Below are 18616 nucleotides of genomic sequence, written 5' to 3'. Positions count from 1 at the left end.
GCATCCTTGGCCGGTAAATTGATTGCCCTGATTCCACCTATAGGAAAGCACCGATGAGGTAAGCGGATCCATATCTATAGAGGTTAACCTTAAGCCAGGAGCCAACTACTTACTATTAGTGATGCCCGCCTTCGCCTTTATTGGCTTGGGCAGCTACATAATAGGCCCCTTTCGTCACCAGTTGCGTGTCAGCCGGCAGCGGCTCCAATAATTTTACCTCGGTAAATCCCGCATCGGAAACCCCGGTTTGTACCCCGATTTTCTGGAAAGTCCAATCCGGGGTTAGTTCTTCTTCGTGTTCCTCTTCGCCGGCCTCCGGCTTATCATGGGGTTTGGCCGAAGCAGCGGCCCGTTTGGCGGCAAAGACAAACTTTAAATCACCTTCTGTTATAATGGCTTCGTCGGGCAGGGCCGCCACCGCCGCCTCCGAAGTCAAGATGCGGCCGGTAACAAACATGCCGGGAAGCAGCGTGGCAACCTCATTGTCCTTGATTTCGGCATGAACTTCCACCGATTTGGTATCATTTCTGAAAGCTTTGCCCACCGCAAAAATGGTGGCTTCGTATTCCTGGGCCGGGTTAGAAGTCAACGCAAATAAGACTTTCTGACCTATCTTCACCTGGGCAATATCTTTTTCAAACACCTGCAGGTCAATATGAATATGGTGGTTATCAACCACCTGAAATAGTTCCCGCGCTGGTTCCACCAAGGCACCGGTATTTACTTCAATCTGGTGCACGTACCCGTGCATGGGCGATACCACCGAAACAGCCCGCACCAGCGAACCTACTTTTACTTGGTTGGGCGAGATACCAAGCTGGCTTAACCGGCTGCCCAAAGAAGCGAGTTCTGCTTGCCGGGCCCGGTATTCGGCCTCCGCTAACTGATACTTTTTGGCCGCAATGACATTTTCCTGCAACAGTTCCTTCTGCCGCTGATAATCTAGCTGCGCGTAGTTGAGGGCGCTGCGGGCTTTTAAGTACTCTTCCTGCAATTGAATAATACTGGGATGCTCCAGGCTTACCAGTTTTTGACCTTTCTTCACAAACTGTCCCTGCGTCACAAAAATCTGCCGGACGATGCCTTCCGTTAAGCTGGAAATAGTGGCTTTATTCTGCGGCGGCAGATCGAGCATGCCATTGGCTTGGATCCCGCTTTTCAACGGTCGGTTTTCGATTGCGCCCAATTGAATGCCAACGGCATCCATTTGGGCTTGGGTCAGACCGATTGCTGCTTCGCTTTCGGTATGCGCTTCTTCGGTTTCCGCTGGGGCGGGCTTGGAGCCATTCTGGCAGGCGCTGACGCTCATCGTAAATACCAGCAGGAGGGAAGCGGTTATTATTTTTATATGCTTTAACATCTCTAATTATTTTTTAAATGATACTCTAATTGAATGACCGCCTGGTTAAACTGGGACACCACCTCCAGGTATTGCAGCCGGATACGTTGGGCTTGCGCAATATTCTGAATGTATTCGGTATAAGGGGTTTCTCCCAACCGAAAGCCCTTGGTGGCATACTCAATAATTAAGCTAGCCTGGGGTAAGGCTTTTTCTTCGTAGTACCGGAGCGTTTGCTGGTGCCGGGCGTATTCCTGGCTGAGCCCTTGCAACTCGGTTTGCAGCAGTAGCCGCTGATTTTGGTATTGGGCAGCCGCCACCTGGGTTTGCAGCCGGGCCGCCTGCACCCGGGCCCGCTGTGCCCGGGAAACAATCGGAATACCTACCCCCACCTCTACCGAGTGGAAGCGTTGCCCCATCCCGTAAAACTGTTCCGTACCCGTGATATTCTGAAAGCCCTGAATGGTCTGACTCGTTACCCCCAGGGAGAAATCAGGCCATAGCTGGCTTCTCTCTACTTGGGTTTGGGCTTGGCTGACGGCCACCTGGTTTTTGTAATAAGCTACTTCCGGATGGTTACTGAGCCAGGTGGTGTCGGTGGGCAAGGTTAAGGTTGCAGGCCTTAATTCCGGCCGAAAATTAACCGTGTCCGTGACAAAGAGCGACCGCAGTAACCGCTGCCGGACAATGGCCACCTCGGCCCGGGTGGCAGTTAATTCCGTGCGGGCTTCCATGGCCTGCGCTTCGGCGGCAATTTTCTCTAAATAATTAGCTTCTCCGGTTTTAAAGCGCAGACCCGCTGCCCGTTCAAACTGCTGGGCTAAACTATCCTGGGCCACCAGGGTTTTTTCCCGTTGGGTTAAAACCGCCCATTCATTAAAAGCTAGTTTTACGTCCCGCACCACCGTCCGCCTGGTTTGCTGGAGCTGGAGTTCCGCCCCGCTGACCTGCTGGGCCGCTAACCGGGCCTGGCTCCGGTACACGCCCGGTAAGGAAAAGTTCTGGGATAAAGAAAGCGCATTGTCATTGGCCGCACTATTCATCTGGCCATAGGCCCCCGTAACCATGGTTTTAGGTAAGTCGAAACTGGTTCGACGTAAAGCTTGTTGCTGCTTTACCATTAAGGTGCCGGCGCGGACCGCGGGGCTGTTTTGCAGCGCCAAATCTACTGCCTGGTTCACGGTTATCGGGTTTCCGGTAGGAGACTGGCTAATTTGTGCCTGAGCTGGCAAGGCCAGGCTACCAGCCAGCAGGAAAAACAGTACCAGCGCGACCTGCCCCCCGGTGCTCGATAAGTTTTGGGGCTTTTTCATTTTCTCCACGTAACTATATAAAATAGGTAATAAAAAGAGCGTCAGCAGGGTAGAGGTAATCAATCCCCCAATCACGACGGTGGCCAGCGGCTTTTGCACTTCAGCTCCGGCCGAGTTGGAGAGGGCCATGGGCAGAAACCCTAAAGAGGCAACCGCCGCGGTCATGATGACGGGCCGCAGCCGTACTTTCGTGCCTTCCATGATGCGGGCGAAAGGGTCCGTTAAGCCTTCCTGCTTTAATTGGTTAAAATATCCGATTAAAACAATTCCGTTTAAAACGGCCACCCCGAACAGGGCAATAAAGCCGATACCAGCTGATATACTAAACGGCATTCCGCGTAACAGCAAGGCAAATACGCCGCCAATAGCGGCCAGGGGGATGGCCGTGAAAATAAGCAAGCTTTGTTTAAACGAGTTGAAGGTAAAAAATAACAGAATTAAAATGGTAGCCAGCGACAGGGGTACCGCCACCGAAAGCCGGGCCTTGGCTGCCTGTAAGTTTTCAAATTGGCCGCCGTAGGTAACGTAATAACCCACGGGCAATTTAAATTGCGCATCCAAAGTCGTTTGAATATCTTTTACCAGGTTCTCTACATCTCGTTCGCGGGCATTAATCCCAATGGTAATACGCCGCTTGGTATCATCCCGGGAGATTTGCATGGGGCCTTCTTCCAGCGTTACCTGCGCGACCTGGCGCAACGGTATTTGGGAACCGTTCGGAAGGGCAATAAGTAAATCCTCTACATTGGCGATGTTCTGGCGGCTGGCCTCGTTTAACCGTACGACTAAATCAAACCGTCTCTCCTTTTCAAAAATGACCCCGGCTACGCCCCCCGCAAAGCCGGTACGTAAGGCCTGATTCACGTCCTCTACGCTAACCCCCATCTGCGCCATCTGCGCCCGGTTATACTGCACCATAATTTGCGGCAGGCCGGTAGTTTGTTCTACTTTTAAATCCCCCACCCCCGCAATAGGTCGAATCAGATTGGCGGCTTCTTCTGCTTTTTGCGCGAGAACCGCGAGGTCTTCACCGTATATTTTCACGGCAATATCCTGTTTTACGCCCGTCATGAGCTCATTGCTTCTTAATTGTATGGGCTGGGAGAACTCGGCATTTAAGCCAGGTATTACGGATAAGGCCTCTTCCATCTTCTCCATTAACTCCTCGCGGCTGTCCGCGGATACCCATTCGTCCCGGTCTTTTAAAATAACGGTCATATCGGCAGCCTCTATGGGCATGGGGTCAGTTGGTATTTCGGAGGCCCCAATTTTACTGATGACCTCTTTTACTTCCGGAAATTGCTTCAGCAGGATTTTCTCCGCTTGCGAGAAGGTTTTAACACTTTGGGTTAAAGAGGAGCCGGAACTGATGGAGGATTCAATGGCAAAATCGCCTTCATCCAGGGTCGGAATAAATTCGCCGCCCATGCGGCTGAATAAAAAGAGCGTAATTAAAAATAAACCTAAGGTTAAAGCCAAAAGCAATACTCTTAATTTTAAAGCCCGCTGTAACAATCGGGCGTAGATAGTTTCCAACCGCCCCATCATTTTGTCGGCGAAGCTGGGCTTGTGTTTCGTCTTTTTGCTTAGAAACAAAGCTGAGGCCATAGGGACATAGGTGAGTGATAAAATCAAGGCTCCCAGAATGGCAAATCCTACCGTTTGGGCCATGGGACGGAACATTTTTCCTTCAATGCCCACCAGCGCCAGGATGGGCAGATATACAATCAGGATGATGATTTCTCCGAAAGCAGCGGATTGCCGGATTTTAACCGTGGCATCCAAAACCACATCATCCATTTGCCGCTGGTTTAAGCGATCTACACCCACAAACTGTTTATTCACGGCTATCCGGTGCACGATACTCTCCACGATGATAACCGCGCCATCGACTATCAAGCCAAAGTCAATAGCGCCTAAACTCATTAAATTTCCGGATACGCCAAATAGCTGCATCATGGCAATAGCAAAAAGCATGGCTAAAGGAATGACGGAAGCTACTACCAGCCCAGCCCGCAAATTCCCTAATAGTATTACCAATACAAAAATAACGATGAGCCCGCCTTCAATCAGGTTTTTGCTCACCGTGCCGATGGCCCGGTCTACCAAGCGGGTACGATCCAGGAACGGCTCCAATACCACGCCGGGGGGTAAGGTTTTCTGAATCGCCGCCACTTTCACTTTTACGTTTTGAATAACCTGGGCGGAGTTCTCCCCTTTCAGCATGAGGACAATGCCGCCCACGACTTCGCCTTCGCCGTTGCGGGTGAGGGCGCCGTACCGGACGGCACTGCCTTCTTCCACGGTGGCTACATCCCGGATTAATAAAGGCAACCCTTCGGTATTTTTAATAATGATTTGTTCTATATCGTCGAAATTTTTAAGTAACCCCAAACCCCGGATAAAGTAAGCATTCGGACCTTTTTCTATAAAAGCGCCGCCGGTATTTTGGTTATTTTGCTCCAGGGCCCGGAAAATATCCGCGAGGGTCAAATCAAAAGCCCGCAGTTTATTCGGATCCACAGATACCTGGTATTGTTTCAGGATTCCGCCAAAGCTGCTGACTTCCGCGACACCGGGCGTTCCGGCTAACTGGCGTTTAACAATCCAGTCCTGAATCGTACGGAGTTCGGTAGGGGTATATTTTTTTGGTGAATCAGGAGTAGTATGCAGTACATACTGGTAAATTTCCCCTAATCCGGTGGACACCGGGCCCATTTCGGGAGAACCCAAGCCATTGGGGATTTGTTCCTGGGCACTTTGTAGTTTTTCCCCTACAATTTGCCGGGCCAGGTAAATGTCCACCTTGTCTTCGAAGACCACCGTTACCACCGACAAACCAAAGCGGGAAATAGACCGGATTTCTACCAGGTTCGGCACGTTGGCCATTTCCATCTCAATGGGGAAGGTGATGAACTGTTCTACTTCCTGCGCTGCCAGCGTGGGAGAAGTGGTAATAATTTGAACCTGGTTATTGGTAATATCCGGAACGGCATCAATGGGAAGCCGGCTGAGAGAGAAAAGCCCCCAGATTACCAGCGCGAGCGTGAATATCCCGATGATAAGCTTATTCCGGATGGAAAAAGCTATTATATTGTCAATCATGAAATTTTTAAATTTAAACCTGTAAAATGGTGCTTGGGCACAGAATAAAATCCAGGCACGTTGCCTTGGGATTGCCAGCCCATAGGTGGTAATCCAAGACTAAATAGAAAAAAGGCAGGAAGGTTTAAACTCTAGGCGGTTGCCAGATGCTATCAGAATATTGGGAAAAACCGGGCTGGTAAGAAAAATTGGTTTTTGTAAGCTCCGGAATATGAATGGCTACTTCTGAAATCGGTTGATGAGGCACTACTGAAATAACGGAACAGCAGTTACATACGCAAAGGGGAGAGCAAATATCACGCTGCACCGGTTCATGGTCAGACTCTGCATGGAAAGCCGTGATTATTTTACCAGATATGCCAATGTTCTCATCGCTACACGGCGAACACGCCATGTATACCATCAAACACGTCAATATCCAGGTTAACCACTTCATGAACGCAAAAATAATAAACTTTAAGCTAAAAATTTATAAAAAATATAATCAGGAATTGGAACTTTAACTGACAACTTATGAATAAAGTTACAACCCGAATTAATTTTCCTTATTCAATTTGAATTGGCCGCCTGGAATAAAGGAAAAAAACTGAACCTCTTAAACAAGCTAACAACTAAAATAATTTCTTTTAACCGCTATTTAACATGGTTGTGAAGAAAATGCGCAAACTTGGCATATACACCTAACCCCAGGATAAAGGCAAAAAGCACCAAAAGCACTATTTTCAAAATTTTTTTAAAGGTGCTTCTCTTTTTGTTACTTCCACTAGGGTTACTACCTTTTAGTGGTTGATATTTTGCTTTATGCGTATAATAAGGCTTTTTCATACAAGTAAATGGTGAGCAACAGAAAAAAACAAAAACTATACTTCTAGAAGGATCAGGAAATAACCTTCCTCTCCTACATGGTATTTACTGGGATATTCAGCATAACAGCGGCAAGCGAAATACCCAACTTTTTCCTAGTATAACTAGGTTCCTGTTGAACAACAAGTTCATTTTAAATGAAATTCCATTTAAAAATGAACAGCTAGGATAATTACAAAATAGTGTTTTTTGTGATATTATTTTTTGTTTGGGATACCTGATGAAACTTTTCTTCACAAATGCTTATCATTTCCTTAATTCCTTTAGGCAGCCTTCAAGGGGGAAGAAGTTAAGATGGGAAAATGGCAATCCGGCGAAAGCGGCGGATGGTACTCGGCGAAGTACTCCAGCCCAAGGGTTAGGGCTTTCAGGTCATGGTAAGCATAGTAGGGCTGCCATACTTCATCAAGGGGTTCAGTAATTCGAAGAACTCGGCTGCTGTCAAGGACGTTAAACGCAGCATAGAGTGGTAGCTAGGAGGATGGTTTTTTACCTGTTCTAAATTAAAAACTTTTCCGATGCCACTTTCAGGTTATCTCCAACTCAATTTATTGTAATAGGGCTTATTATTATATCCTTTTGTTAAAAATTTTTACGATTATCATGGAAATTTTAGCCTATTATAAGTTTGAAAAAATAAAATTAAGAGACCTTATTATCTTAATTTTATATTTATTTGGTTCACTTTTAATATTTTACCTGGCAGATAAAAAATCTTTATCGGAAGCAAATGTTTTAATTGCGGAATATTCCCTTATTACGCAACTTATTTTATATGCTTTCCTTTACCGTTCCTTAAGAAATTTAAGTGTTTATTTCTTATGGCTTTTGGTAGCTATCATGCATTTTTTAATGTCCTTTACCTTTAAGGGGAATTTAAATGATGCGATGCCTGGAGTGCAGGCGGCAAATGGGTTACGTGATACTATTATTTTACTTCTTTTATTTCAGGTACTACGCTTTGGAAGCTTATATTTTCAAAAGCGAGAACTGATTCCTCCTTTTAAAAATCGTTTGAGAAAAGTGCCAGAAGAGCGAACTGTTACTTTTATTGATTTTATAGCTTTTTTCTTATACATAACAGTAGCCATCTACTTGATGCAAGTATCAAGTTGAAAAGCTTCCCTGTTTTCTAATTTCTTTTATCAACAAAATAATAGGAATACCATAAATAATTAAATGCCAGAACCAGTCCAGTAACGTCTTACTGTTGGTGCCATTTAGGGCGGACTCATAAAAAACTTGTATTATATAGGTTGTCAGACATAAAGCCAAGAGAAACAAAAACAAATAATATCCACCTTTAAAACCTTTTAAAACAAGAATGCTGCTTACTATGAGTAACAGCATCAGCAGTGTATTTATGTAAATAATGAAAGCCGCCGAATTAATAAAAGAGGTAGTGAAATAATTTCTGGCCAAATAATCTGGGTGCGTGAGCGCGTCCAGAAATACTATAATGATTAAACCGACCAGGCCGATAAGGATGAAAATAACTGCATAAACTTTTATTAAAATTCCGTTCCAATTGTTCGCATATAATCTTTTCATGTTTAGACAAATTGAATTTGGAAGTTTATCTGTTAATGATAGGTTCAATATGACTGTTATCCTTCTTTTTAAAAGACTGTACAGTAGGAGTTACAGAATACCGGCTTAAATGCTATTTAAGGAAGCATGTAACGTACGATAAAATCCAAGAAGTTGCTCTTTTTAGAAAAGAGCAACTTCTTGGATTTAGCTGTTAACGTGCAATTATTTACCAGGCTGTTCATGGGCATGTAAAGGCTCATCAGTTTTATGCTCATGAGAATGGTGTAAAGCCGCTTGCTGAGCATGGTATTGTGCGTGGGAACTTAAACCATAGGCGGTATACCCATGATGGGCTGCCTTTTGGTGGTCTCCTGCGGCCAAATGTTCCGCTGCGGCCCGATGATTTTTGGCGGCTTGCTCCAAATGATCAGCCGCTATTTGATGATGTTCTGCACTTTTTTTGTGTTCTTCCGGATGTTCTGCCATCATAATTAGGTTTAAAGATTAAATACTAAAAATTAATTGTACTTGAAATTTCTAATCAAGTCGTTTTTTGTCTTTTTATAAAGAAGGCTTTAATCAGCATCTGATGATCAAACCTAACATATTACAAATATCTTAACCAGCTTTTATGACGCCTGTTATATAGATTTGAAAAAGTACAAAGTGTAATTTTTTGTATATCATTGTAGTTCCAATAGAAGTAGAAGCAAACAGATATGTTAACGGCACCTCCTAAATCTCGATATAAAAAGATTCTTTACGAGAATGGTTTAAGTCTGATAGTGCTGCTTTTAATTATAATATCCATGCTAGGCCAATTATTTACTGGTTGGCTCGATTATAATGATGAGTTGAAGCAGATGCAACTACCAACGCTGACCCTAAATCAATATTTAGGTTCCGGCCACTTCTTGGAAGCTACTTTCGAGAATTGGGAAAGTGAATTTTTACAGATGGGACTTTTCGTACTGCTAACCGTTTGGTTCCGACAAAAGGGATCTGCTGAATCTAAAAAGCTTTATGAACAGGAAGAAGTTGATCGAGAACCTAAACCGGCCGTAGAAGCTCCTTGGCCAGTAAATGCTGGAGGTCTTTGGCTAAAACTCTATAAGAACTCTTTATCCTTGGCCTTCTTCTTGCTGTTCCTACTTTCATTTTTATTACATGCTTACGGAGGAATGAAGGTTTACAATGTTGAGCAAGTCGACACGGGAGAGCCGACGGTCACCATGTTGGGTTATATGGCTTCTTCCCGCTTCTGGTTTGAATCTTTTCAGAATTGGCAGAGTGAATTCGTTTCTATTTTTTCTATCGTGCTTTTTTCAGTATTTCTTAGGCAAAAAGGATCACCAGAATCAAAACCTGTAGATATGCCACATAGCGAAATGGAATCATAAGTTTTTGTTTAACTACTACTTTTGGCAGCTACTGCTAGTAAGCAGATTTCCTAAGTAAAGGTATTCTGGCACCCCAACGGTAAAGATAGGGAGAGACGGGCACACCCAACTTGATGTGTAATGACCTTACCCTGTTTATACAAGCCTTATTTGTTAGGCAGCAATAAGAAGATTGAAGATTAACGGCTTAAATGGCAACTAATCACAGGCGCCATGCGCTTAAGGCGTGTGGTTTACCCGTTATGATTCTCCTCGCCCGGAAGAGAAAAGATACAGGCTAATGCCGCTTATAAAAAGTATTTCTGGATTAGGTTTGGCAAACCAGCTGGACGTTTAATTAGAGATAATATCTATACCTGCTGGTTATTGCTAACGAGTTTTCTAAAGCCTTATTTTATGATTCTATTTTGGCTAAAATGGTGGTGCCCAAATAACCATTCCCGCCGTCCCGCACCACATGCCATCCCATATCTTTCAAGGACTGCTGAATGTAACGGTTTAACAGGCCATGAGCTACCAATACTACTTCCGGCTTTTTATCACTTGCTTCAGCTAACACCTGTGCTGCCTTTCGGGCCCGTTTACGGGCATCAGCGAAACTTTCGGCTCCTTGCCGGTCTATGCCCAACATCCACTTTATACGGGCGGTAGTGGTCCAAAAATTAATAGGCATGCTTACATTGGGGCTGTGCTTACCAATAGAGGTTTCAAATTCCCGGAAGTCAGGCGAAATAGTCATTCCCCTATCTGCACCAAAAATATAATGGGCGGTGGCCTTCGCCCGGTTAATAGAACTGACGAAAATAACGGCATTATCTGGGTTATCTATTTTAAAAAAGGGGGTATCCGGAACTACTATCCCCACACTATCATAGCTCTGAACAAATTGTTTAGCCTGGTTTAAAGAGAATCTGCCTGTTTTTAACAAATCAGGCTCTCCGTGACGAATCAGAGCAATTTGCCGAAGGCGCTTATTGGCAGGCAGTGCTAATTCTGCTTCCTGAAGAAAACGCACTTCCGGTGCTACAGGTATCCCCTTCACAGTTGCATAAACAGACTTGGCAGCCATTTTCTTATAGTGCCCTTCTAAGCTTCCAATTGCCGGCTGATGCGCGTGGTCTCCGCTAGCATTAACTGATACAATTGAGAGCGACACTAAAGAAAAAATTAAGCAAAATATCCTTTTCATTTCTTAAAGTTGGTATATAGTAAAAACCATCTTTAAGCAGCGAAAGTTCCTTGTTTAAAGCGTGATTATGCAGTTTATCGCAAAGGAATTCTCCTTTTTATCACCTACTTCGTATGCAGGAAACCTGTTAAAATGCCTGCAAAGCAATTAAGAAAAAACAGGTCCGCTACCTTGTTATTAACTTCTGATTCCTCAAGGCTATATCATGTTCCAGGTCAGCAAAACATGATTAGCTTGGAAGGTGTCCTTGCCCGTTTTTATCAGCGCTGAAGCAAAGAGCTGCCCGTTCGACATCTAAATAGGAGGAAGAATACGATTTGGAAGGGCCGTCAATATACAGGACTGTTTTATTTTTAATGGTGTTAATAATAGGTTGCGCGATATCCAATGGCAGTGCCGGACATCCCTGGCTACGGCCCAGGCGGCCATTTACCTTAATGACGTCTGCGTTTGCATAAGCTGCCCCATGCACGACAATGTACCTTTGCCAGGCGTTGGTATTAAAACCATCATCCAAACCTTCCAATTTCAAAGAAGTGCCGTGTTTGCCCACATAAGTATTCTGAGTGGTATAGAAGCCAAGGCTGCTCTGGTAGGAATTGGTAGTATTTGAAAAGGAAGTGGCGTATTCTCCTCCGCTGCCCTGTCCGTGAGCTACCCAAGTATTATATACAACCTTGTTTGCCGCCATATCAATGACCCACAAACGGCGGTTTTTGCTCGACTGGTTAAAATCTATTATCGTCATTAACGGTTTGGCAATTGAAACTGAATTAGCAGACATAATATTATGATAACCCGTTACTGCTTCCCGGTATGTTTCAAGCGTAAGACCTGCCTGCGCTAAACCAGCTGCCTGGTAGCTGGTTTCTACATACTGATCAAAGATAGCTAATGGAGCAGAATTCACTTTAAAGGTGTTTGCAGATACGCTCTCCAGGACTTTATTTACTTCATTTGACCTTTCTACTATTTTAACTGGAGTTGGATCATTGCTTTTTAGGGAAAAGCCCATGTGAAAGCAAATAACAAACACTGCTAAAAGAAAAATAAGAGAATGGATTAGAGAATTTCTTTGCATTTCGTTCTTTTATTTTATAACAAACATCGCTGCAATGATTGTTCCATGAGGTGGTTGAGGTAGTCCGATTTAGGTTTACAGTTTACTTGCCCGTTGAGCGTAATACTGTGATTCAAAAGTGAGTGGGCGCTGGTATCCACCGACCCACAAGGTGGTTAACCATTCCTGGTGATGGTAATTGACCAAATGATTATTTACTTGTTTGTTCCCGCTGTTCGCTTCAAATGAGCCACCTAATATATTGTCTTAACTCCATGCTATATCGGTTAATGGCATATAACAGGCATTGCGCAGCAAAGAAGCATGGATTACCAGGTTAATAATGAAATTTCTTAAAGTTTTGTTCTAAATTATTAAGGAGAGCTTTCTAATTTCATTTCATAGTTTTTTAATTGACCGGATATCAAAATCATCGTATATTAAAACTGATATATGCGCATCTCTTAAGTGATGAAAGGATACTTATTTAAATTGCTTATTCTTTCGATAGGTATTTGCTACTTACTAGCTTTTTTAGAGGTAAGGATAAGCGATTACAGCAAAACTTATGGAGATGAATATGATACCTATTTCATTGAAGACGTTGGTGAAAAAATTGCGATAACGATAAGCAAAGGCCCAACTTTTACGCCTTACCTGCCAGTATTCCTAGCTTTAGCATTCCTTTATTTTTCCAGGATTAATAAGCATCTGATTTGCCGCATACTTTTTTCCCCTCCACCCAAGAAACTTCATCTTCAATATTCAGTTTTTATAATTTAGATTACAACCCAGCCATTCTGGTAGCATTCACCTACCGATATGCCCCACCTTTGCCCTAAAGGGTGTCTACCGCTATTTTAATATCTGTAATCTAAATTTTTCTGACCTATATGTTCTCCTGCTTTTTTAAATTTTCCTTGGTTCTTCGTTATTTGCTGGTATTCTTTTTTGGGATGGCATCGGGCATTTCCTATGGCCAAATTCAGCTATTGGCACCGTTTATGGATAGTGATTCCACTAGAGCAGTTTGCCCGGTTACGCAAAAACCTGGCTGCCCGGCCGCCGGATTTTTTATTTCTCAATCGGACTGGCTGGCAGGAAAAGCTTCGTTTGTTGCCTGCTTAAAACAACCGGGAAACAGAATGGGCCACCCTTCCCCCTTTGCCATGCGTACCATCAGGCTAATTACCCCAGATGGTGAATTCATTTTTCACCCGGGTGACATTTACGGTTACTTCTGCAATGGAAAGCTTTACCAATTCTTTGGGGGAGAGTATTACACCGTCCGGAAAATAATATCAAATCAAATTCTCTATTCGGCTCAACTACAGGACGAACCCGGCAAGGCACCCGGGGTTTACTACTATAGCCGTAACTGGACCAGTCCATTGCATAAATTATCCCGCCGGAATATCCGGAAAGAGTTTTCGAACTTAAACCTAGAACAAAATCACTTTAAAACCCGGCATAATTAAAAGTGTTTTTCCCTAAATTAGGTTAACAAAGTTGCCTTAAAATGGTACTTTGAAATAATAGATGCAGCGAAAGGCCTTAAATATGTTTCAGCAATAAGCGAATCATAGCTCCTTTAAATGCCTGATGGCCTCCCGGGGATTATCAGAGTCAAAAATGCTACTACCTACTACAACCGCATCTGCCCCGGCTCTTACAACTTCTCCACCATTGGTTTTATTAATTCCGCCGTCAACCTCAATCAGCGCGGCACACTTTTTTGTTTTTATCAGCGCTTTTACCTGGCGTATTTTATCAAGTATTTGCAGCATGAATCTTTGTCCACCAAACCCAGGGTTCACTGACATTAGACAAACCATGTCCAACTCCTGGATGATGTATTCGAGACAGTCAATAGGGGTATGCGGATTCAAGGCCACACCGGCTTTACAACCCAGTTCCTTAATCTGCTGGACTACGCGGTGCAGATGCAGACATGCTTCGGCATGAACAGTGATTTGTTGAATCTGAAAGCGCGCGAACGTTTCCAGGTAGCGTTCCGGTTGCACTATCATTAAGTGTAGTTCAACCGGCTTGCTGGTATACTGCTGAATCGCCTTCAGGATAGGCATCCCAAAGGAAAGATTGGGGACAAACAAACCATCCATTATATCCACGTGCAACCAATCGGCCGCACTCTTATTAATAATAGTTAAAGTATTACCCAGGAAGGCAAAGTCAGTGGACAGAATGGAGGGAGCAACTAAGGTCTTTTTCATAATCGCGTTACAGGTTTAAAAATGGAGAAGGCGGGAATATGCTTAATACGATATTTATGCCGTTATAAGATTTATTTGGAGTAAGTCATGAAACCTTATCGTTATAAATTACTACCGGTATCCTTCGTTCTTTTAGGTATTGCTGGCTGCCGGGAGGAAACCCACCAACAGCGAGACCAGCGTTCGCGAACAGAGCCTCATTACCATGCAGCGGAACAAGCACCACTGCTACCAGCCGATACCTTGAACACCTTTCCTCCGGAGCAGAAGCTGGAACCAAGCCATTCGGACCATGATTTTCTTCATGCCATGGTATACCAGCACCAGGTAGCCATGAATTTGGCGCAGGAAGAAATAAATAATGGCCAAAGCAAAAAGTTAACCCACCTGGCAAAACAGATTTACGCGGAACATCAAAAAGAAAAGGATTTTTTAGAAGGGATTGCCAACCAGCTGGATAAAAAAAATAGGAAAGAACAGGGTCATCCCATGTTGCACCGGGAGTTAAACCGGACCCTCCAGGAAATGAACCAGAAAATGAGCCAGAAAAAAAATGATAATCCGGATAACAAATTTAAGTCTATGATTATTATCCATCATCAAGCCACCATCACCATTGCCCAGGCTTATATTACTATTGGGGGGAACAAGGATTTACTGGAATACGCCCAACGGCTGATTGTTGAACATCAGGAAGAAATAACAGCCCTGGAATAATATTTTCTTTATGGTTGAGAAACTTCAATCATACAGCCAGAGGTAGGCTATCATTTTAGCTGCAAATTAGCAGCTACTTCTTAATAGCCAGCATAATGCTGTTTGATTCCATTCTCAATAAAATTAATCTCTTGTAGACAATTAAATCTTTCATACAAAACCCGGATTGATGTCCGGGTTTTGTATTTATTGCTTAAGCTCAGAATAAAGGCAAAAATCCATATGTTTTTACAGTTTTTAGGTTTGTCTAAATATTTTATTTGGTTAATTAATAAATTTAATTAGATTTACTTAATAATTGCCTGTGCTTATGGATAAAACACGTTTACTCGCTATGGCTTTAAGCCTGGGTTTGTTTTTAGCGGTAGTGGCTTGTGAATCTTTGTTTCCGGATAACATAGAACCGGAAAAATTACTGGGTGAGCCTATCCTGGCGCTGGCACCGGAGCAGCAGCAAAGTCATGCCAAAGGCGATACGGAGTTTGGGCGGGTATTCGGGGTGGTGGATGGTTTAGGCCCTATTTTCGTCTCCACTTCTTGTGAAAGCTGTCATATTGGGGACGGCAAAGGCCATCCAACTACTTCCCTAACCCGGTTTAACCGGCAGGACGGCTTGGATTTTGACCCCATGATTTCCGTCGGGGCCTCCCAGCTGCAGCATCGGGCTATTACGGGGTATACCCCGGAAACCTTACCTATAGATATCAAGGGTTCCACCCGGTTAACGCCGCCGGCCGTAGGCGGATTAGGGTACCTGGCCGCCGTGCCGGATGCGGATATTCTGGCCATGGCGGATCCGCATGATTTAAATGGCGATGGCATCTCGGGCGTACCCAATTATTTCCCAGCTCCAGATTTCTTTGAACCGGAGAAATTCCACCTCCCGGATGCTGCGGGCCGTTATATCGGCCGTTTCGGCAAGAAGGCCGGCGCGATTGATTTACTGCAACAGGTAGCCAATGCTTACCTGCTGGATATGGGCATTACTTCGGAATTCCTGAGAACAGATTTGTATAATGAACAATTAGGCAATCACACCGGCGATAATATTCCCGATCCGGAAGTGCCAGGCAGTGTGGTGCGGAACGTGGTATTATATATGCGAACCTTGAAGGTTCCTCCTCGCCGGAATGCCCGGCAACCGGAAGTACTAGCTGGTGAGCAGCTGTTTATCCAGCTTGGATGTGCCAAATGCCATGTACCTACCTTAAAAACCGGCTTATCTGATATTGCGGCCCTAAGCAATCAGACCTTTCATCCTTATACGGATTTGCTCCTCCACGACATGGGGCCGGAGTTGGATGATAACTATACCGAAGGTTCCGCCCGCACCAGTGAATGGCGAACGGCACCCCTCTGGGGCTTGGGCTTAGCAGCAGAGGCACAAGGAAGACAGGTTTTCTATCTCCATGATGGCCGGGCCAGAACGCTGGAAGAGGCCATTCAGTTTCACGGCGGGGAAGCTGCCGGTAGTAGGATTAAGTTCACCGCACTACCGTCTCCTAACCAAAAAGAATTGGTGGCCTTTTTACAATCCCTTTGAGTATGGAACGAGATGAATTTCTAAGAAAATGCAGCCTGGTATGCCTTTCCGGGCTTGGCATTAGCTTTTTGCTGCCAGGTTGTTCCCCGGCTTATTACATTCCTTTTGTTGTGGAAGGAAACCGGGTAAAAGTCAAAAAAGCGGATTTTGTGGAAGTGAAAAAGGAAAAGCTCCTGGAACATAATTGGGTATTGGTGAAAACGGAACGCTACGAAGAGCCCATTTATCTGCGCAAACTGGAAAATAATGACTACTCCGCTGTTTTGCTGCATTGCCAGCATAAGGGATGTGAAGTAAATCCGGCCGCTGATATGCTGCATTGTCCCTGCCATGGCAGCGAATATACGACTACCGGCAAGGTGGTTAAGGGGCCATCGGAAAAGGATTTACAGCAGTTTATGGTTCAGGCGGACGGTGACTACTTATATATCCAGCTATGAAAGAAATACTACGAATCTGGTGCAAAAGAAAATGGCTGCTTCTTGGCTTGCTTTTGATGGGCGGGTTTCCCGGCCTGGCGCAAATTGATTCCGCCTGGTCCCGGACAGCAACCGACACTTCGCGAAACAAAATGGTACAGGATGCCATTTATAACCGGCCCTTTATCCAGCTGGGCAAAACCACCACGGCAGTAGGCGGGTATTTAGAAGGCAATACCAATTACTTTGTCACCGATGGCATCAGTGAAGGCTATTCGATGGAGCTGCGGCGTTTTAATATTTTCCTGTATTCCACCATTGCCCGGCGCATTAAATTCTTATCGGAATTAGAGTTTGAGCATGGTACAAAAGAAATAGGCCTGGAAACGGCACAGCTTGATTTTGAAATCAATCCGGCTTTCAACCTCCGGATGGGAATTCTAGTAGTGCCCATCGGAGCCTTCAACCAAAATCATGATAGTCCGAAATGGGAATTTATAGAACGGCCGCTCGTAACCACCAACCTGATACCCAGTACCCTTTCGGAAGTCGGCTTTGGCATTCATGGGAAGGTGTATGCGCCGCAGAAAGTATTTACCTATGATGTCTACCTGGTAAATGGCTTGCAGGACGGCTTAATTTTGAATGCGGAAGGCCGGACCTCGCTACCGGCCGGGAAAGACCCCAGTATGTTTGACCAAGACAACAATGGCCGTCCCATGCTATCCACTAAATTGGCTTTCCGGCATCGTAAACTGGGAGAGGTAGGTATATCTTACTACGGAGGCATTTACAATACCTATAAAATAGATGGCATTCCGGTAACTTCGAAAAAGCGCCTGGCCCTCTATGCCCTGGACTTTAATACGACCCTGGGCCGGGCCGTCGTGAACGGGGAGTTTGCGCATGCACGCTTGCAATTACCACCGGCTTTAGGTCCAGCTTTTGGTAACCGACAGGCAGGGGGATACCTGGAGGTGGTATATACGGTTTTGCAAAAGACACTATTGGATTACCCGAAGACCGCCCTGAATGCCAATTTAAGAATAGAGATGGTAGATTATAACATCGGTCAGTTCAGTGAAACCGGAACTAGGAGACGTGATGATATTCGGGCCATTGTGCCGGGTATTAGTATCCGGCCTTCGGCCAATACGGTTATCCGGGCCAATTACCGCTATCATTGGACGCGTGACCTGCTGGGTAACCCACCTGCCAGGACGGGCGGATTTCAAGTAGGATTTGCTTCTTATTTTTAAGTTTCAATGGGATTATTTATTTGGATAATTTAGGTTACATCCAACGATGCCAATTAAGGTAATGTAACCTTTCGTCCTTTGGCCAAGATAAAAATCAAGTAAAAATAGCCTAGAACCGCATGACTTGGATTGCCTGAAAGGTTTTGCCCTGAATAATCTTAAAGTCGTTTTCGTTTCAAGCCTCCTAACTTAAATATTTAAGAATTTGCTTAAATACTTAATTTATATTACTTTTGCAGGAAAGAAGTACTGATGGAAGAAGAAAATGCCTGTTTAAGGGTCTTTGCCGATAAAGAACAGCTTAACCATTGTTCCAGGAAGTTAGAAACCGCAAAGGAGACGATTCAGAAACTAAGTGAAGTGCTTAGTCTGGCCGGCAGTGAAACTAGGCTCAAGTTGCTTTATCTGCTAGAGCAGGAAGGGGAATTGTGCGTGTGTGACCTGAGTGATGTGCTTGGCATGACTATGCCAGCCGTGTCCCAACAACTGCGCAAACTAAAGGATGGTAACATTATCCAGAGCAAAAAAGTGGGCCAAACCATCTTTTACGCGCTTAAGCCAGAACACCTGGCGGCAATCAGGCCTCTTTTTCAATATATCAGCGCTGAAACAGCTAAACGTTTAGAAAAGGTAATTTAGCG

At 44.6% G+C, this 18616-nt stretch carries 16 protein-coding genes; 8 read left to right on the top strand and 8 right to left on the bottom strand.

The genetic code is table 11. The features are described from left to right. Positions 1 to 115: 115 nt before the first annotated feature. The 4 genes from AAE02nite_RS15910 to AAE02nite_RS15900 form a co-directional block, all read right to left on the bottom strand. Positions 116 to 1360, bottom strand: coding sequence for an efflux RND transporter periplasmic adaptor subunit (locus tag AAE02nite_RS15910; protein ID WP_146899567.1), 1245 nt, complete (start codon positions 1358 to 1360; stop codon positions 116 to 118). 2 nt (positions 1361 to 1362) lie between these two features. After that, complete coding sequence (locus AAE02nite_RS15905; protein WP_146899565.1) at positions 1363 to 5757, bottom strand: CusA/CzcA family heavy metal efflux RND transporter; 4395 nt, start codon at positions 5755 to 5757, stop codon at positions 1363 to 1365. Between the two features lie 124 nt (positions 5758 to 5881). After that, positions 5882 to 6193, bottom strand: a complete 312-nt coding sequence (locus tag AAE02nite_RS27035) for a DUF6660 family protein (RefSeq protein ID WP_371863467.1) — start codon at positions 6191 to 6193, stop codon at positions 5882 to 5884. Between the two features lie 197 nt (positions 6194 to 6390). Continuing rightward, complete coding sequence (locus AAE02nite_RS15900) at positions 6391 to 6582, bottom strand: hypothetical protein (RefSeq protein WP_146899562.1); 192 nt, start codon at positions 6580 to 6582, stop codon at positions 6391 to 6393. A 642-nt stretch (positions 6583 to 7224) separates the two neighbouring features. On the opposite strand from AAE02nite_RS15900, the gene AAE02nite_RS15895 reads away from it, so the two are divergent. After that, positions 7225 to 7737: a hypothetical protein gene (locus AAE02nite_RS15895; protein ID WP_146899559.1), complete on the top strand. Its 513-nt coding sequence runs from the start codon at positions 7225 to 7227 to the stop codon at positions 7735 to 7737. 639 nt (positions 7738 to 8376) lie between these two features. On the opposite strand, the gene AAE02nite_RS15885 is transcribed toward AAE02nite_RS15895, so the two are convergent. Then, positions 8377 to 8643: a hypothetical protein gene (locus AAE02nite_RS15885; protein ID WP_246151090.1), complete on the bottom strand. Its 267-nt coding sequence runs from the start codon at positions 8641 to 8643 to the stop codon at positions 8377 to 8379. A gap of 230 nt (positions 8644 to 8873) precedes the next feature. Between AAE02nite_RS15885 and AAE02nite_RS15880 the strand changes: the two genes are divergently transcribed. Beyond that, positions 8874 to 9554, top strand: coding sequence for a DUF6766 family protein (locus AAE02nite_RS15880; protein ID WP_146899553.1), 681 nt, complete (start codon positions 8874 to 8876; stop codon positions 9552 to 9554). Positions 9555 to 9948: 394 nt separating this feature from the next. Here the strand turns inward: AAE02nite_RS15880 and AAE02nite_RS15875 are convergent, their stop codons facing one another. Next, a complete protein-coding gene (locus AAE02nite_RS15875) occupies positions 9949 to 10743 on the bottom strand; it encodes a histidine phosphatase family protein (RefSeq protein ID WP_146899550.1) in 795 nt (264 codons plus the stop codon). 229 nt (positions 10744 to 10972) lie between these two features. Then, the gene (locus AAE02nite_RS15870) at positions 10973 to 11824 is read right to left on the bottom strand and encodes a murein L,D-transpeptidase catalytic domain family protein (protein ID WP_146899547.1); all 852 of its coding nucleotides are present in this window, start codon (positions 11822 to 11824) and stop codon (positions 10973 to 10975) included. Between the two features lie 1124 nt (positions 11825 to 12948). Between AAE02nite_RS15870 and AAE02nite_RS15865 the strand changes: the two genes are divergently transcribed. Continuing rightward, entirely contained in the window at positions 12949 to 13281 is a 333-nt protein-coding gene (locus tag AAE02nite_RS15865) for a hypothetical protein (RefSeq protein WP_146899544.1), read from the top strand. A 102-nt stretch (positions 13282 to 13383) separates the two neighbouring features. On the opposite strand, the gene rpe is transcribed toward AAE02nite_RS15865, so the two are convergent. After that, positions 13384 to 14037, bottom strand: a complete 654-nt coding sequence (rpe, locus tag AAE02nite_RS15860) for a ribulose-phosphate 3-epimerase (RefSeq protein ID WP_146899541.1) — start codon at positions 14035 to 14037, stop codon at positions 13384 to 13386. Between the two features lie 87 nt (positions 14038 to 14124). Between rpe and AAE02nite_RS15855 the strand changes: the two genes are divergently transcribed. The 5 genes from AAE02nite_RS15855 (at position 14125) to AAE02nite_RS15835 (ending at position 18614) form a co-directional block, all read left to right on the top strand. Then, positions 14125 to 14754, top strand: a complete 630-nt coding sequence (locus AAE02nite_RS15855; RefSeq protein ID WP_146899538.1) for a DUF305 domain-containing protein — start codon at positions 14125 to 14127, stop codon at positions 14752 to 14754. A 310-nt stretch (positions 14755 to 15064) separates the two neighbouring features. Then, a complete protein-coding gene (locus tag AAE02nite_RS15850; protein WP_146899534.1) occupies positions 15065 to 16297 on the top strand; it encodes a di-heme oxidoredictase family protein in 1233 nt (410 codons plus the stop codon). A gap of 2 nt (positions 16298 to 16299) precedes the next feature. After that, positions 16300 to 16737, top strand: coding sequence for a QcrA and Rieske domain-containing protein (locus AAE02nite_RS15845; protein WP_146899530.1), 438 nt, complete (start codon positions 16300 to 16302; stop codon positions 16735 to 16737). Next, positions 16734 to 17975 (top strand): putative porin, encoded by a 1242-nt coding sequence (locus tag AAE02nite_RS15840; RefSeq protein ID WP_246151089.1) that lies wholly within the window; start codon positions 16734 to 16736, stop codon positions 17973 to 17975. The genes AAE02nite_RS15845 and AAE02nite_RS15840 overlap by 4 nt, the downstream gene beginning before the upstream one ends. Before the next feature lie 252 nt (positions 17976 to 18227). After that, positions 18228 to 18614, top strand: coding sequence for an ArsR/SmtB family transcription factor (locus AAE02nite_RS15835; protein ID WP_146899526.1), 387 nt, complete (start codon positions 18228 to 18230; stop codon positions 18612 to 18614). The last annotated feature ends 2 nt before the right edge of the window (positions 18615 to 18616 follow it).

The organism is Adhaeribacter aerolatus, assembly GCF_007991635.1.
Lineage (GTDB): Bacteria > Bacteroidota > Bacteroidia > Cytophagales > Hymenobacteraceae > Adhaeribacter > Adhaeribacter aerolatus.
This window is presented reverse-complemented; position numbering and strand designations above follow the sequence as displayed.